This window comes from Kitasatospora aureofaciens (assembly GCF_001188955.3).
In the GTDB taxonomy this organism is placed as follows: Bacteria; Actinomycetota; Actinomycetes; order Streptomycetales; family Streptomycetaceae; genus Kitasatospora; species Kitasatospora aureofaciens.
This window is the reverse complement of sequence record NZ_JPRF03000030.1, coordinates 45769-61828: the sequence shown is the minus strand read 5'-3', so window position 1 is coordinate 61828 and position 16060 is coordinate 45769. Positions and strand designations below refer to the sequence as shown.

The following is a 16060-nucleotide window of genomic DNA, read 5'->3' as shown; positions in this document are numbered from 1 at the left end:
AGGCCGCGCCTATTCCAAGAACAGCCCCCGCGCCGCCGCCGCGTGTTCGACCGCCTCCAACCGGGCCTCCGCGCCGGGGAGTTCGTCGCACATGGTCTGCAGCAGCACCCGGCCGAGCATCATCGGCGCGCAGGCGGTGTCGAAGACCAGCCCGGTGCCGACGGCGGCCGGCAGCATCAGGTCGGAGAGCTTGGCCACCGGCGAGAAGGCGCTGTCGGCCACGGTGAGCACGGTCAGCCCGCACTCCCGGGCCACCACCAGGGCGTCCATCAACTCCCGCGGGTAGCGCGGCAGGGCGAAGCACAGCAGCGCGGTGGCACCCGCCGCGGTGGCCTGTTCCAGCCGGTCGGCGAGCATGCTGCCGCCCTCGTCCAGCAGCCGGACGTCCGGGTGCACCTTGGCCGCGAAGTACGCGAAGCCGCGCGCCTGTGCCGAGGCCGCCCGCAGACCGAGCACCGGCAGCGGGCGGGAGGCGGCGAGCAGCCGGGCGGCCCGGATGATCGGCTCGGGGTCGGCGAGCAGTTCGGCGAGGTGGCGCAGGTGCTCGATCTCGGCCAGCACGGCCTGCTGGTGCTCGTTGCGCACGGCGTCGTCCGGGGTCTCCGGTGCGGCCGGCTCGCCCGCGCCGAGTTCGCGCAGCTGCTTGCGCAGCGCCGGGTAGCCGTCGTACCCGAGGGCGACCGCGAAGCGGGTGACGGAGGGCTGGCTGACCCCGGCGAGTTCGGCGACCTCGACGCTGGACAGGAACGGCGCCTCGCCGGCGTGCCGGACCAGCGAGTGGGCGATCCGCCGCTGGGTGGGCGTCAGCCGGTGCCCCTCGAACAGCTGGAGCAGCCGGGCGGAGGGGCCGACGGTACCGGCCTCGTCGGTGGCGGTCATCAGCTCTACCTCCGGATGCGAGCGTTCGGAACGACGACTGTGCAGCAGCGCGCCGCCCCTGGCAAAGACGTCTCGTACGGCGGGACGTCGCACGGACGTCCCCATGATCGGGCACCGGGCCGGGGGCCGGGCACCGGCCTCGGGGTAACCCTGATTTCTCCCTGACCCCGCCCGGATTCCCCCCGCGAACGGATGGACCGGGCCGGCCGGCGGCCCCACGCTACTGGCATGGACACTCGCCAGGACGAACTTCGGCGCGACCTCGACGCCACCCTGCAGGCCCGCAAGGAGCTCGGCAAGGAGTACGAGGAGGAGCTCGTCGACTCCTTCATGAAGCGCCTCGACGCCCGCCTGGACGCCCGGGTGGAGCGTTCGGTGGCCGCACGGCTGGACGACTACGAGCCCGACCACCGGGACAGGGACCGGAGCCGGCGCCACCACCACCGCGGCTGGGCCCCTGGCCGGGCCGGCAACCGGATGGCGGTGGTCTCGCTGGCCTTCGGCATCCCGCTGACCGCGATCGCGAGCAACCCCGGCAGCGGTGGCTTCGCCGGCCTGCTCGCCTGCTGGGCGGGCATCGTCGGGGTCAACTTCGCCGCGGCCCTGGGCAACCGCCGCGACCGGGACGAGCGCCGGACGCGGGGCGACTGGGACTGAGCCCCGGCCGCCCCGCGTCCGGGACAACTCAGGCCAGCGGGCCGGTGACCCGCTCGACCGCCCGCACCAGGTCCCCGGAGGCGACCAGCGCGGCGGCGGCCTCCAGGTCCGGCGAGAGGAAGCGGTCGCGGCCGGCGCCGCCGACCCCCGCCTCACGGGCGGCGGCCATCGCGGCCGCGGTGGCCGGGGCCAGCCCGCCCGAGGCGTCGGCCTGCTGACGGATCTCCAGCGCGCGGGCTGCGGCGGTCAGTTCGACGGCGAGGATGCGGCCGAGGTTCTCGACGGCCTGGCGCAGCTTGCGGGCGGCCGACCAGCCCATCGACACGTGGTCCTCCTGCATCGCGGAGGACGGGATCGAGTCGACCGAGGCCGGGACGGCGAGCCGCTTGTTCTCGCTGACCAGCGCCGCCTGGGTGTACTGGGCGATCATCAGGCCGGAGTCCACGCCCGGGTCGTCGGCCAGGAAGGCCGGCAGGCCGTGCGAGCGGGCCTTGTCGAGCAGCCGGTCGGTGCGGCGCTCGGAGATCGAGCCGAGGTCGGCGGCGGCGATGGCGAGGAAGTCCAGCACGTACGCCACCGGCGCACCGTGGAAGTTGCCGTTGGACTCCACCCGGCCGTCCGGCAGCACCACCGGGTTGTCCACCGAGGCGGCGAGCTCGCGCGAGGCGACCAGCTGGGCGTGCGCCAGGGTGTCCCGGCCGGCCCCGGCGACCTGCGGGGCGCAGCGGATCGAGTAGGCGTCCTGGACTCGCGGCGCGTCGTCCTGGTGGTGGCCGGTGAGGCCGGAGCCCTTGAGCACGGCGAGCATGTTGGCGGCGCTGAGCGCCTGGCCCGGGTGCGGGCGTATCGGGGCGTGCAGCTCGGGGGCGAGCACCTTGTCGGTGCCGAGCAGCGCCTCCAGGGTCATCGCGGCGGTGATGTCGGCGGTGGTGAACAGGCGCTGCAGGTCGGCGATGGCCATCACGAGCATGCCGAGCATGCCGTCGGTGCCGTTGATGAGGGCCAGGCCCTCCTTCTCCAGCAGCTCGACCGGCTCGATCCCGGCGGCGGCCAGCAGCTCGGCGACGGGCTTCTCCACACCGTCCGGGCCGGTGGCGGTGCCCTCGCCCATCAGCACCAGGGCGCAGTGCGACAGCGGCGCGAGGTCGCCGGAGCAGCCGAGCGAGCCGAACTCGCGCACCACCGGGGTGATGCCCGCGTTGAGCAGGGCGGCCATGGTCTGGGCGACCAGCGGGCGGACGCCGGTGCGGCCGGAGGCCAGCGTCTTCATCCGGAGGAACATCAGCGCGCGGACCACCTCGCGCTCGACCGCCGGGCCCATGCCGGCCGCGTGCGAGCGGACCAGCGAGCGCTGCAGCTGGGCACGCAGCTCGGGGCTGATGTGCCGGACGGCGAGCGCGCCGAAGCCGGTCGACACGCCGTAGACGGGGCGCGGCTCGGCCGCGAGGGCGTCGATCCGCGCGCGGGCGGCCGCCATCTCGGCGAGCGCGTCGGGACCGATCTCGACCCGGGCGTTGCCCCGGGCGACGGCCAGCACGTCCTCCGCACTGACGTCGGCCTTACCGACCTGGACCAGCGGAGCGTCGGGGGCCACAGCACTGTGCATATCCATATACACAATCACATCAGGTGAATGGAGATATGACAACAGCTGCCCACCATCCGATCCGGATTCTCCGATGCCCGGATCCGTGCCGCACCCCCGGGGGTCCACTCCCCCCGGGGGGCCGCTCCCAGCGACTAACCCTTCAGCTCGGCCTCGATCAGGTCCACTGCCCGCACGGTGCCACCCTCGGCCCGGCCCGCGGCGGACAGCACCGCCAGCCGCTCGGCCACCGCCGGATCGTCGACCAGCTCCAGCAGCGCGGCGCGCAGCGCCTCCGCGGTGGCCTGCTCGGTGTCCAACCGGCGCGCCACGCCGAGGCCGACCAGCGCGTCCGCGTTGGCGAACTGGTCGACAGCCTGCGGCACGGCGATCATCGGCACCGCGTGGAACAGCCCCTCGCTGGAGCCGCCCATGCCCGCGTGGGTGACGAAGGCGTCCGCCTGGGCGAGCACCGACAGCTGCGGCACCCACCGGTGCACCTCCACGGTGTCCGGCACCTCGCCCAGCGCCGCCAGGTCGGTGTGCCGGCCTATCTGCAGCACGGTGTGCCAGCCCGGCAGGTCGCCGAAGGCCTCGATGCACGCCCGGTAGAACGCGGGCTGGTTGGTGTAGGCCGAGCCCAGCGAGACCAGCAGCACCTTCTCGGCGCCCGCCGGGCGCTCCCACCGCCCCTGGTGGGCACGGTCGCCGAAGCAGGGCCCGACGAAGCTGACCCGCCGCTCGTCCACCCGGTCCGCGTTGGGCTGGAGCGCCCGCGGGACGAGCGCGATGCACCGCTCGGGGCGGTTCTTGAAGGCCTCGACGTCCCGCTGCACCGCGCCGGCCCCGGCCAGCCAGTCGGCGAACCGCCGGTGGTGCTCGGGGCCGCCGGGGCCACTGCGGATCGCCTCGAAGACCTCGGCCAGGTCCTCTTCGCCGCCGTCCCAGCCGACGAAGCTGGAGGACAGCTGCACCACCGGCACGCCCAGCCGTTCGCCGAGCGCCCGCCCGGCGAAGCCCGCGATGTCGTAGAGCACCAGGTCGGGGTGGTCGTCCTCGAAGGCCTCCAGCAGGGCGGACCACATCGACAGCGCGTCGTCCAGGAACACCTCCTGGATCGCCACCGGGTCCTCCGGCCAGCCGGCCGGGTCGTCGGTGAGCGGCAGCGCGGTCGCGTACGGGACGAAGGACGCCCCGGTGGACTCGACGATCTCGCGGAAGGACGGGTCGTTGACGTAACTGACCCGGTACCCCCGGGCGACCAGCTCGGTGATCACGGCGAGGCTGGGGTTGACGTGCCCGTGCGCCGGAACGGAGACCATCAGGATGTGTGCGGGGCGGTTCATGTGCACCTCCGGGGAAAGCGATGAAGACGAGACGTTCCGTCTCGCAGGAACAGTAAGACAATACGTCTCGTCTCGTCATCTCGCATAGACTTTTCCCATGGCCTCCAGAACCGCCCCCGACCCCGCCCGCCGCAGCGAACGCGCCCGCGCCGCCGTCCTCACCGCCGCCGCCGAGCTCGTCGCCGAAGTCGGCTACGGCAAGCTGACCATCGAGGCGATCGCCGCCCGGGCCGGCGTCGGCAAGCAGACCATCTACCGGTGGTGGCCCTCAAAGGGCGCCGTGGTCTTCGACGCCTTCCTCGCCGTCAACCAGCACGAGGGCGGCCTCGCCCTCCCCGACACCGGCGACCTCGCCGCCGACCTGCGGGCCGTCCTGCGCCCCACCAGCGACGAACTCACCGACCCGCGCGCCGACCGCACCTATCGCGCCATCATCGCCGAGCTCCTCAACGACCCGGTGCTGCACTCCGAGTACCGCACCCGCCTGCTGGACCCGCTACTGGAAGTCACCCGCGACCGCCTCCGGGCCGCCCGCGAGGCCGGCCAACTCGCCCCCGACGCCGACCTCGACCTCGCCGTCGAACTGGTCTACGGACCGCTCTACTACCGCTGGCAGTACCGGCTCGGCCCGCTCACCCACGAGCACGCGGACCGCCTGGTCGACGCCGCCCTACGGGCCCTCAACCACCCTGCCGCCAGCGGGACCTCCGACGCCTGACCGCGTACACCGCGAGTACCACCAACAGCACGACCAGCAGCACGGCGAAGGCGAGCCAGCCGAAAACCGCGTCGAGCGCCCGGCCGACCACGCTGCGCCGGGTCTTGCGCTTGTGCCGCGAGGACGCGTGGGTGATCTGATGCGCCCGCAGCCCGACCCGCGCCGTCCGCACAGCCGCCGGACCGGTCGCCCCCGCCGACGCCGTACCGACCTGCCCCGCCGCCCGCACCACCGGCACCACTCGCACCACCGGCACCGCCGACGCGGGCCCGGCCCCCGCCACCCCGCCGCCCAGCACCAGCACCCCGGTCACCGCCGCACCCACCAGCCGTCCGCCCATGGTCACCCCCTGCTCCCCGGTCCAGCCCCGACACCATCCCACCCCGCCCCCCACCAGGACACCCCGTACCCTCAACCGCGACCCAGCCGCGACACCCCGGTCACCGAACCGGCACATCCCCCTCCGTGGGCGCGCGGGCAACGCCCCGCGCGCCCACCAAGCACCCCCCACCCCTCTCACCCGACCAAGGCGAGAGGGACGCGCTGCGGGAGGGGCGGTGGAGGGGGTGGCTGCGGAAGGGGGCGTTGCGGGCGAGCGGCCACCCCCGGAACCGTCCCGGCGCCACCCACTCTCCCGAGAGCCCCCACCCCCGACAACAACCCCCGCCGTCACATCACCGGCGGCGAGGCCGCCCCCGCCAGGGCGACCGCCACCAGCGCCCGCATCGCGCAGGCCGCCTGGCCGAGCGGCAGGGTGGCGTCGTCGGCGAACAGCTCGACCAGCCAGCCGCCCGCCGGGTTCTGGCCGCCCGCCGCGACCATGCCGCGGTAGCCGGAGACGACGAGCATCGCCTCCTCCGCCGGGTCGTTGCCCGCCGCGCCCGCCCGCAGCGCGAAGGCGCCGCCGCGGACGGCGCGGCGGGTCATCGGGTAGTGGCGGAGGTCGAAGACGGCGTCGGGTGCCTCGATCTGGGCGCGCTGGGTCTCGGCGCGGGTGCTGCTGGGGCCGCTGGTCATCCGGTAGACGGCGTGCTGGGAGGTGCGCATCAGGTGGGAGCCCGGCGGGACGTACGAGACCCACCAGCCGACGGCGTCGAGCAGCCGGGCGGAGGTCTCGGCGACGACGACCAGTTTGCCGAGGGTGTCGGCGGGGTGGACGGCCCGGGCGGCCGAGGCCTGGTCGAGGGCCGAGAGCACGGCGGTGAGCAGCTGCCCCGGGTCGGCGCTGTGGGCGGCGCCGCGGAAGCGCCGCCGGTCGGCCGCACCGGCCCGGCCGCCGGGGCCGCGCCGGCCGTCGGCGCGGTGGTGGGGGTCGGCGGCGTCGGCGAGCAGCACGGTGGGATCGGGCGAGAAGCCGGGGCCGTGGCTGCGCCCGGCGACCACCGGGTGGGCGGCGCGGGCGGCCTTGGCGCGGTACTGGGCGGCGTCGGCGAGCCGGAAGAGCCGGTCGGGGGTGGTGACCGGGCCGATGGAGTCCCCGGTGGAGGCGACGCCGCAGGCGACACCCTCGCCCTCGGACAGGGCGAGCGCCCGCGCGCACAGTTCCTCGGCGACGGCGACCACCTCGTCGGCCTTCTGCCCCTCCGCGAGCAGGCAGAACTCGTCGCCGCCGAGCCGGGCGGCGAGGCTGCCGGGCAGTTTGGCGGCGGCCAGGGACAGCTGGTGGGCGAAGCGCTCCAGGAGCCGGTCGCCCATCTCGTGGCCGAGCTGGTCGTTGACCCGCTTCAGCCCGTTGACGTCGCAGACCACCAGCGAGACCACGGTGTTGTCCCGGTTGTGCGCCTCCAGCGCGCTCTCCAGCCGGGCGTCGACGGCGCGCCGGTTGGCGAGGCCGGTGAGCGGGTCGGAGAAGGCGAGTTTGCGCAGGTCGGCGAGGCGCTCGGTCTGGGCGAGCCCGGCGGAGACCTGGGCGGCGAGCAGGGTCGCGTAGTCGGCGTCGGCCTCGGTGAACCCGGGCATCCCGGTCGACCGGGCGAGGTACAGCTCTCCCCAGGCCTGTCCGTGCAGCACGATCGGCGCGACCACGCAGCAGGCCCGGCCGCGCCGGCGCAGCGCGCCGGCGCGTTCCTGGCAGTACGCGCCGGCGGTCGGGTGGATGTGCCCGGTGTACGGCTCGTCGTTCTCGGCGGTCTGCAGCCAGGCGCGCGGCAGCCGTCCGGTGCTCCAGCGCTCCTCCAGGTAGGTGACGATCTCCGGGAAGTCCGCGACCGGGTACGACTCGTCCTCGGGCAGTTCCTCCTCGCCGGGCGCGAGCTCGCCGTGGTTGACCAGCACCCGGAGCCGGCCGGACTCGCGGTCCCATACGGAGACGGCGGCCATGGTCGCGCCGAGCGCCTTGGTGGCCCGGGCGGCGGCGGCGCGGACGGCCTCCAGCGGGGTGAGCGCCCCGGCCATGTCCTGGGCGAGTTCGACCACCGACTGCAGCCGCAGGTCGGGCAGCGGGTCGGAGCGGTGCGGGCCATCGCAGTCGCAGCCGCGGTCCGTCATGATCGCCTCACTGCTCACCGGCTCGCCTCGCTCCCTGTGCTCGGTCCTGCCGGACCCCCACCGGTCGGCCGCACCCGTCCGGCCGCTTGCCCCAAGACTATGGCGATTTCGTTCGGTTATGCCCCGTTTGCCCGGATGGACCCGCACCCGACGGTACGGCTTTCAACCGTTCGGCACCCGTCCGAGGGCCCGGGAACCCGGCCGACGAAGAGCCCTGTGCGCGCCACCCGCTACTCGGCCTTCGTCCGCCGCGACAGCAGCCACGGCTCCACCAGCCCCAGCCCCCGCACCGGCCGCCGCCACATCGGCTGCAGGTGGAACCGCGCCCCCGTGTCCGGCGCGGGCACCGGCAGCCCGGAGGCGGGCATCCCGGCCGCCACCGACAGCGCCTCCGCCAGGCCGGGCCCCTCCGACTCGGCCGGACCGACGCTGCCGTGCTGCTCCAGCGCCGCGGCGAACTCCCCGTCGATCAGCACCGCGTCCTTGGGCGCGATCGAGGTGAGCCGGCTGGCCAGGTTGACCGTGGTGCCGAAGACGTCGCCCATCCGCTGGGTCACCGTCCCGAAGGCCATGCCGACCCGCAGTGCGGGGATGGTGTCGTCCTCGGCCAGCGCCTCGATCAGGCTGAGCGCGATCTCGGCGGCGGTGGACGGGTCCTCGGTGACGTAGAGGATCTCGTCGCCGAGGGTCTTGATGACCCGGCCGCCCTGTCCGGCGATCAGGTCCGAGCAGGTGTTCTCGAAGGTCTCGACCAGCTCGCCGAGCTCCTCCTCCTCCAGCCGCCGCGACAGCCGGGTGAAGCCGACCAGGTCCGCGAAGCCGACGGCGAGCCGGCCGCTGGTGATCTCGTTGTCCTCGGCGGCCTGCACCACCCGGCCGGTGACGGCGGCCAGCTGGCGCCGCCAGACGTACACCAGGAACTGCTCCAGCTCCGGCAGCAGCAGCTCGACCAGCGGGTACGCGACGTCGGCGCGGGTCAGCCCGGGTTCGGCGGACTGGGTGAGGTTCTCCAGGAAGGTGTCCATCTGCCAGCCGGCCAGCCGGGCCGTGGTCTGGCCGGTGGAGCGGGCCACCTGGATCGCCATCGACTCGCTGAGCAGCCCGGACTCGACCAGGCCGGCCAGGCGCCGCAGCGCGATCACGTCGCCGTCGGTGAGCGCCCGGGACTGGCCGATGTCGGGGAAGCCCATGGCGCGCCAGAACCGGGTGGCCAGCTCCATCGGGACGTCGGCGGCGCGCGCGGCCTGGTACGGGGTGTAACGGCGTGGCGCGTCCAGGATCAGGCGTTCCAGTTCGAGCGCGACCGTGGGGTCGTGGTTGCCCGCCGTCCCGCTGCTGCCGTCCTCTGCCACCGGTCCGTCCCCGTGCGGTTGCCGCACTTGCCTCGTGTCCTACCTGTCCGGGCGCACCGTCCGCCACCCGGGCGGACAGTGGCGCGCCTCACACCGCTGCCAGGTGGAATGTTCGCACGGAATCGCGTGATCCGGAGCATCCGCCCGAGTCAAGGAGAGGTGAAGACTGCCGTTCAGCGCGGCTCGGGGCGGACGTGCACCACGTCCCCCGCCCCGACCGCCCGGCGTGCGCCGTCGGCCGTACGGACCACCAGCCGGCCGTCCCCGTCGATCGCCACCGCCTCGCCGGCCAGCTCGTGGTCGCCGGGCAGGTGCACCCTCACCTGGCGGCCGAGCGTGCTGCAGCGGTCCACGTACGCGCGCAGCAGGTCGCTGGCGTGCGGGTCCCCGGCCGCCGCCGTCCACTCGCCGTACAGCCCGGCGAACTCGCGCAGCAGGGCGCGCAGCAGGACGGACCGGTCGGTGGTCGAGGCGCCGGCCAGAGCGAGCGAGCCGGCGGTGGGGACGGGCAGCTCGGCGGCGCGCAGCGAGACGTTCAGGCCCATCCCGACCACCACCGCACCGCCGCTGAGCTCGGTGAGGATGCCGCCGAGCTTGCGCTCCGTGCCGTCGATCACCGCCTGGAGGTCGTTGGGCCACTTCAGCCCGACCTCGACCCCCGCCACCCGGTCCAGGGTGCTGGCGGCGGCCACCCCGACCAGGATCGGCAGCCAGCCGTACCGCTCGACCGGCACCTCCTCGGGGCGCAGCAGGAAGGACAGGAACAGCCCGGAACGGGCCGGGGCGGTCCACTGCCGGTCCAGCCGGCCGCGCGCGGCGCTCTGCGCCTCGGCGACCAGCACCGCGCCCTGCGGCGCGCCGGCCCGGGCCCGCTCGGCGAGGTCGCTGTTGGTCGAGCCGGTCTCGGCGACGACGTCCAGCGAGGTCCAGAGCCCGCCCGGCACGACCAGGTCGCGGCGCAGCACCTCCTGGTCCAGCGGCGGCCGGTCCAGGTCGGTCCAGGGGGACGGTCCGGTACGGCCGAAGCCGCGCAGTCCACTGCGGCGGGGGGTCTCGGGTGTCATGGTGGCAACCCTAGGACCAGCCCGGGCCACGGGCAGGACGGACCCGCAGAGGCGCAGTCCGCACCATCGTCCCGCAGAACGCTCGTTGACACACTGTGTCGATGACCATAACGCCAGGACATGACGGATCGCCCGGCGCGCTGGCTACGCTACGCAGCGGTAGTTCGCAGCGCCGCCCTGCCCTCCTGCGCGGGCCCCGTCTCCGGCCCGCGCGCACTCGAACAGGTCGCGGCCGATGATCAGGGAGAGCCACCGGATGACCGAGGCGCCGTACGACCCCCACACCACCGCCGGCAAGCTCGCCGACCTGCGGCGCAGGCTGGACGAGGCGGTGCACTCCGGCTCCGCCAAGGCCGTGGAGAAGCAGCACGCCAAGGGCAAGCTGACCGCCCGTGAGCGGGTCGTCGAGCTGCTGGACGAGGACTCCTTCGTCGAGTTCGACGAGTTCGCCCGGCACCGCTCGACCAACTTCGGCCAGGAGAGGAACCGGCCCTACGGCGACGGCGTGGTGACCGGCTACGGCACCGTCGACGGCCGTCAGGTCGCGGTCTTCGCCCAGGACTTCACCGTCTTCGGCGGCTCGCTCGGCGAGGTCTTCGGCGAGAAGATCGTCAAGGTGATGGACTTCGCGCTGAAGACCGGCTGCCCGGTCATCGGCATCAACGACTCCGGCGGCGCCCGGATCCAGGAGGGCGTGGTCTCGCTCGGCCTGTACGGCGAGATCTTCCGCCGCAACGTGCACGCCTCGGGCGTCATCCCGCAGATCTCGCTGATCATGGGCCCCTGCGCGGGCGGCGCGGTCTACTCCCCCGCGATCACCGACTTCGTGGTGATGGCCGACCGGACCTCGCACATGTTCATCACCGGACCGGACGTGATCAAGACCGTGACCGGCGAGGACGTCGGCATGGAGGAGCTGGGCGGCGCCCGGACCCACAACACCAAGTCCGGCAACGCCCACTACCTGGCGACGGACGAGAAGGAGGCGGTCGAGTACGTCAAGAGCCTGCTCTCGTACCTGCCGTCCAACAACCTGAGCGACCCGCCGTCCTACCCCGAGCAGGCCGACCTCACCGTCACCGACGAGGACCTCGAACTCGACGTCATCGTGCCGGACTCGGCGAACCAGCCGTACGACATGCACAAGGTGATCGAGCACGTCCTCGACGACGGCGAGTTCCTGGAGACCCAGCCGCTGTTCGCGGGCAACATCATCACCGGCTTCGGCCGGGTCGAGGGCCAGTCGGTGGGCATCGTCGGCAACCAGCCGATGGACCTGGCCGGCTGCCTGGACATCAACGCCAGCGAGAAGGCCGCGCGCTTCATCCGCACCTGCGACTCCTTCAACATCCCGGTGCTGACCTTCGTCGACGTGCCCGGCTTCCTGCCCGGCACCGAGCAGGAGTGGGACGGCATCATCCGCCGCGGCGCCAAGCTGATCTACGCCTACGCCGAGGCCACCGTCCCGCTGATCACCGTGATCACCCGCAAGGCCTTCGGCGGCGCGTACGACGTCATGGGCTCCAAGCACCTGGGCGCCGACCTCAACCTGGCCTGGCCGACCGCCCAGATCGCGGTGATGGGCGCGCAGGGCGCGGTCAACATCCTGCACCGCCGGGAGATCGCCGAGGCCGAGGCGGCCGGCACCGCCGACGAGAAGCGGGCCGAGCTGATCGCCTCGTACGAGGACACCCTGCTCAACCCGTACCTGGCCGCCGAGCGCGGCTACGTCGACGCGGTGATCGCCCCGAGCGAGACCCGTCGGCACATCGTCCGGGGCCTGCGGGCGCTGCGCGGCAAGCGCGAGGTGCTGCCGCCCAAGAAGCACGGCAACATCCCCCTGTAGGCACCATCCCTCTCGGGAGAGAACCAGCCATGTCCCCGATCCACGTGCTGCACGGGCAGCCGACCCCCGAGGAGCTCGCCACCGTCCTGGCGGTGGTCCAGGCCCGGGCCGCCGCCGCGCAGGCCGCCGCCGAGGCGGCGCGCCGGGCCGGCGCCGGCCCGGCCTCCCCCTGGAACGACCGCTCCCGCCTGCTCCGCCCCGCCGTCCGCCCGGGCGTCAACGCCTGGCGGACGTCCGGCTGGGCGCACTAGCCGGCCAGGAGCCGCTCCGGCCCGGAGTGGGAAGCCGGCCCGTCCGGCTTCCCACTCCGGGCCGCTCCACGCCCCCGTCCCGCCGCCTGTTCTGCCCGAAACCTGAGTACGGATACTCAGGCGTCCGGGCCCGCCCGCACCGCACTCTGGACGGGTGCTCTGGTCAGACCCCGAGGACGGGCCCTCGCCCGAGGCCCGTCGCATGCAGCAGCGGATGCAGCGGGCCGGCAAGGTGCTCGCCGCCATCGTGCTGGTGGGCTCCGTGCTGATCATGATCTCCCGGTTCTTCATCTGAGCCGTTTCACCCGAACGGCGGATGGGGCACCCCCTACCCTGGTGGGCATGACCGACCAGCGCGCCCTCGTCCTCGCCTCCGCCTCCCCCGCCCGCCTCGGGCTGCTGCGCCAGGCGGGGCTCGACCCCCGCGTGGTGGTCAGCGGCGTCGACGAGGACGCGATCAGTGCCGCCACCCCCGGAGAGCTCGCCCTCGTCCTGGCCGAGGCCAAGGCGAAGGCCGTCGCCGCCGGGCTGACCGACGGCGAGCTGGTGATCGGCTGCGACTCCGTCCTGGAGCTGGACGGCCGGGCCCTCGGCAAGCCCGCCGACGCCGCCGAGGCGCTGGCCCGCTGGCAGTCCATGCGCGGCCGCGACGGGGTGCTGCGCACCGGCCACTGCGTAATCGACACCGCGACCGGGAAGCAGGCCTCGGCGACCGCCTCCACCACCGTCCGCTTCGGCACCCCCGACGACGAGGAGGTGGCCGCCTACGTCGTCTCCGGTGAGCCGCTGCACGTGGCCGGGGCGTTCACCCTGGACGGCCGCTCGGCGCCCTTCGTCGACGGCATCGACGGCGACCCGGGCAACGTCATCGGCCTGTCCCTGCCGCTGCTGCGCCGCCTGCTCGCCGAGCTGGACCTGCGCATCACCGATCTGTGGACCTGAGGCGCGTTCCCCGGGACCGCACGACCCGCTCCCGGCCCGATCCGTGGACCAATCAACCTGCCGCACCCGCCCGTTGGCCCTCTAAGCTGACGAGCGTTTCGAGCGGGGAGGGAACGCGGCGATGACCGACAGCGTGCTCAACGTGGTGCTGGGCCTGGTGGCCAGCGCCATCAGCGCCGGCCTCGGCTGGCTCGCGCAGGCCCTGCGGCGGAGACGGCGGCTGGAGCGGGTCCGAGCGTTCTTCGGCATGCCGCCCGGGGGCGAGTGCCTGCTGGTGGTGAACCGGCACACCGCCTCGACCAGTGGCAAGAGCGTCTCGCGCAACGATGTGTTCGCCCTCATGGAGCTGGCCGCGCTGATCAAGGAGTGCGGGGCCCAGGCCGACCTGGTCGGCCACGAGGACGTCCGCCAGGGCCTGGGCCACAGGGCCGAGTTCTGCCTCGGCGGCCCGTCCAGCAACGACCGGACGGCGGCGCACCTGGCCTCCTGGCTGCCCGGGGTGACCTTCACGGATGTGGGCGGTAGCGCCCCGGAGCTGTCGCTCGCGGTGGGCGGCGAGGAGTACCGGTACGAGCCCGGGTCCGCGCCCTCCGGCGGCCAGGCCTTCGCCCTGCTCGCCCGGCTGCACCCGTCGCCCGACGGCCGGCCCGCCTTCCTGGTGTCCGGGCAGACCGCGGTCTCCAATCACGCCGCCGTGCGCTTCCTGGTCGCCAACCACCGTCGACTCGCCCGGCAGTACGGCGGGACCGGCACCTTCGCCCTCGTCCTGCGGATCGTCAACCCGAAAGCGTACGGGCCGGACGTGGTGGAGCTCGCCGCCGACGTGACCGCCGAGGCGATGCGGCGCCCCGCGGCCGCCTCGACCGCGGCTTAAGCGGGCTGCGGGAAGGTGTGTTCCATGACACCGTCCCGCCACGCCGCCGGACGGTCACCGACCGTCGACCGCCTCGGCCGCACCGCACCGGCCGCGACCTGCGCAGTCGTCGACGGACCGTGATCGGGGCCCGATTTCTCATCACCGAGCGTGTGGGATAGTTCACAACCTGGGGCTACTCGCCGGTACTGCCCAGGAATCCATAAACTCAACGAGGTTCAAGAAGGGAGCCACAGTGCGCAAGGTGCTCATCGCCAACCGCGGGGAAATCGCCGTCCGCGTCGCCCGGGCCTGCTCGGACGCCGGTATCACCAGCGTCGCCGTCTACGCCGAGCCGGACCGGGATGCGCTGCACGTCCGCGCGGCCGACGAGGCTTACGCGCTGGGCGGTGACACCCCCGGCACCAGTTACCTGGACATCGCCAAGGTCCTCAAGGCCGCCGAGGACTCCGGCGCCGACGCCGTCCACCCCGGCTACGGGTTCCTGTCGGAGAACGCCGAATTCGCCCAGGCCGTCATCGACGCGGGCCTGACCTGGATCGGCCCGCCGCCGCAGGCCATCCGGGACCTCGGCGACAAGGTCACCGCCCGTCACGTAGCCCAGCGCGCCGGCGCCCCGCTGGTGGCCGGCACCCCGGACCCGGTCTCGGGTGCCGACGAGGTCGTCGCGTTCGCCCGGGAGCACGGCCTGCCGGTCGCCATCAAGGCGGCCTTCGGCGGCGGCGGCCGCGGCCTCAAGGTCGCCCGCACCCTGGAGGAGATCCCGGAGCTGTACGACTCCGCGGTGCGCGAGGCGGTCGCCGCCTTCGGCCGCGGCGAGTGCTTCGTCGAGCGCTACCTGGACAACCCGCGGCACGTGGAGACCCAGTGCCTCGCGGACAAGCACGGCAACGTGGTGGTCGTCTCCACCCGTGACTGCTCGCTGCAGCGCCGCCACCAGAAGCTGGTCGAGGAGGCGCCCGCGCCGTTCCTGACCGAGGCGCAGAACGCCGAGCTGTACCGCGCCTCCAAGGCCATCCTCAAGGAGGCCGGCTACGAGGGCGCCGGGACCTGCGAGTTCCTGGTCGCGCTGGACGGCACGATCTCCTTCCTGGAGGTCAACACCCGCCTGCAGGTGGAGCACCCGGTCACCGAGGAGGTCACCGGGATCGACCTGGTCCGCGAGATGTTCCGGATCGCCGACGGCGAGGAGCTCGGCTACGGCGACCCCGAGGTGCGCGGCCACTCCTTCGAGTTCCGCATCAACGGCGAGGACCCGGGCCGCAACTTCCTGCCCGCCCCCGGCACGGTGACGCTGTTCGCCCCGCCGTCCGGCCCGGGCGTGCGCCTGGACTCCGGCGTGGAGAGCGGCTCGGTCATCGGCCCGGCCTGGGACTCGCTGCTGGCCAAGCTGATCGTCTCCGGCCGCGACCGCAAGCAGGCCCTGGAGCGGGCCAGGCGCGCGCTGAACGAGTTCAAGGTCGAGGGCATGGCCACCGCCATCCCGTTCCACCAGGCGGTCGTCACCGACCCGGCGTTCGCGCCCGAGGTGCACGGCAGCGACGGACCGTTCAAGATCTACACCCGCTGGATCGAGACCGAGTTCGACAACACCATCCCGGCGTTCGTCGGCGGGGCCGGCGAGGCCGAGGAGGCCGAGACCCGGGAGACCGTGGTCGTCGAGGTCGGCGGCAAGCGGATCGAGGTCTCGCTGCCGTCCTCGCTGGGCGTCTCCACGGCCCCCGCGGCCGGTGCGACGGGTGCGGCCAAGGCCAAGCGCCGGGTGGGCGCCAAGAAGGCCGGTTCGGCCCTCAGCGGTGACACCCTGGCCTCGCCGATGCAGGGCACCATCGTCAAGGTCGCCGTCGAGGAGGGCCAGGTCGTCGCCGAGGGCGAGCTGATCGTGGTCCTGGAGGCGATGAAGATGGAGCAGCCGCTGAACGCCCACAAGGCGGGCACCGTCGTCGGCCTCAAGGCCGAGGTGGGCGGGAGCGTCAGCAGCGGCGCCGCGCTCTGCGAGATCAAGGACTGACCCGATCGGGCCGACGCGGATCAGGTCCTGACACCGCGTCCGTCAATT

At 73.7% G+C, this 16060-nt stretch carries 14 protein-coding genes and 1 pseudogene; 8 read left to right on the top strand and 7 right to left on the bottom strand.

Annotation, left to right across the window (positions count from 1 at the left end):
• Positions 1–9: 9 nt before the first annotated feature.
• The gene (locus tag HS99_RS19950) at positions 10–879 is read right to left on the bottom strand and encodes a MurR/RpiR family transcriptional regulator (RefSeq protein WP_030281045.1); all 870 of its coding nucleotides are present in this window, start codon (positions 877–879) and stop codon (positions 10–12) included.
• Positions 880–1107: 228 nt separating this feature from the next.
• On the opposite strand from HS99_RS19950, the gene HS99_RS19945 reads away from it, so the two are divergent.
• A complete protein-coding gene (locus HS99_RS19945; RefSeq protein ID WP_030553182.1) occupies positions 1108–1536 on the top strand; it encodes a hypothetical protein in 429 nt (142 codons plus the stop codon).
• Positions 1537–1564: 28 nt separating this feature from the next.
• On the opposite strand, the gene hutH is transcribed toward HS99_RS19945, so the two are convergent.
• Together hutH and HS99_RS19935 are read right to left on the bottom strand one after the other, a co-directional pair.
• The gene (hutH, locus tag HS99_RS19940; RefSeq protein ID WP_094742942.1) at positions 1565–3148 is read right to left on the bottom strand and encodes a histidine ammonia-lyase; all 1584 of its coding nucleotides are present in this window, start codon (positions 3146–3148) and stop codon (positions 1565–1567) included.
• 128 nt (positions 3149–3276) lie between these two features.
• Positions 3277–4467, bottom strand: a complete 1191-nt coding sequence (locus HS99_RS19935) for a macrolide family glycosyltransferase (protein WP_030553180.1) — start codon at positions 4465–4467, stop codon at positions 3277–3279.
• Positions 4468–4564: 97 nt separating this feature from the next.
• On the opposite strand from HS99_RS19935, the gene HS99_RS19930 reads away from it, so the two are divergent.
• A complete protein-coding gene (locus tag HS99_RS19930; RefSeq protein WP_030553177.1) occupies positions 4565–5185 on the top strand; it encodes a TetR/AcrR family transcriptional regulator in 621 nt (206 codons plus the stop codon).
• On the opposite strand, the gene HS99_RS19925 is transcribed toward HS99_RS19930, so the two are convergent.
• The 4 genes and pseudogenes from HS99_RS19925 to HS99_RS19910 form a co-directional block, all read right to left on the bottom strand.
• Positions 5148–5531, bottom strand: coding sequence for a hypothetical protein (locus tag HS99_RS19925; protein ID WP_030553176.1), 384 nt, complete (start codon positions 5529–5531; stop codon positions 5148–5150). The two genes, HS99_RS19930 and HS99_RS19925, sit on opposite strands and share 38 nt — an antisense overlap.
• Positions 5532–6421: 890 nt before the next feature.
• Positions 6422–7672: pseudogene (locus tag HS99_RS46835) on the bottom strand (GGDEF domain-containing protein); the annotation flags it as partial.
• Between the two features lie 230 nt (positions 7673–7902).
• Positions 7903–9024, bottom strand: coding sequence for an adenylate/guanylate cyclase domain-containing protein (locus tag HS99_RS19915; protein WP_046386475.1), 1122 nt, complete (start codon positions 9022–9024; stop codon positions 7903–7905).
• 173 nt (positions 9025–9197) lie between these two features.
• On the bottom strand, positions 9198–10088 hold the full coding sequence (locus HS99_RS19910; protein WP_030553172.1) for a biotin--[acetyl-CoA-carboxylase] ligase: 891 nt from the start codon (positions 10086–10088) through the stop codon (positions 9198–9200).
• A 235-nt stretch (positions 10089–10323) separates the two neighbouring features.
• On the opposite strand from HS99_RS19910, the gene HS99_RS19905 reads away from it, so the two are divergent.
• The 6 genes from HS99_RS19905 to HS99_RS19885 all read left to right on the top strand — a co-directional run bounded on the left by HS99_RS19905 (position 10324) and on the right by HS99_RS19885 (position 16012).
• Positions 10324–11934, top strand: coding sequence for an acyl-CoA carboxylase subunit beta (locus HS99_RS19905; protein WP_370863279.1), 1611 nt, complete (start codon positions 10324–10326; stop codon positions 11932–11934).
• A gap of 29 nt (positions 11935–11963) precedes the next feature.
• Positions 11964–12185 (top strand): acyl-CoA carboxylase epsilon subunit, encoded by a 222-nt coding sequence (locus HS99_RS19900; RefSeq protein ID WP_030281019.1) that lies wholly within the window; start codon positions 11964–11966, stop codon positions 12183–12185.
• A gap of 154 nt (positions 12186–12339) precedes the next feature.
• Positions 12340–12480, top strand: a complete 141-nt coding sequence (gene mmpB / locus HS99_RS45075) for a morphogenic membrane protein MmpB (RefSeq protein WP_167344906.1) — start codon at positions 12340–12342, stop codon at positions 12478–12480.
• Between the two features lie 47 nt (positions 12481–12527).
• Positions 12528–13127: a nucleoside triphosphate pyrophosphatase gene (locus tag HS99_RS19895; RefSeq protein WP_030553169.1), complete on the top strand. Its 600-nt coding sequence runs from the start codon at positions 12528–12530 to the stop codon at positions 13125–13127.
• A gap of 121 nt (positions 13128–13248) precedes the next feature.
• Entirely contained in the window at positions 13249–14001 is a 753-nt protein-coding gene (locus HS99_RS19890; protein WP_030281015.1) for a hypothetical protein, read from the top strand.
• A gap of 235 nt (positions 14002–14236) precedes the next feature.
• Positions 14237–16012, top strand: coding sequence for an acetyl/propionyl/methylcrotonyl-CoA carboxylase subunit alpha (locus HS99_RS19885; protein WP_030281012.1), 1776 nt, complete (start codon positions 14237–14239; stop codon positions 16010–16012).
• Positions 16013–16060: the final 48 nt, after the last annotated feature.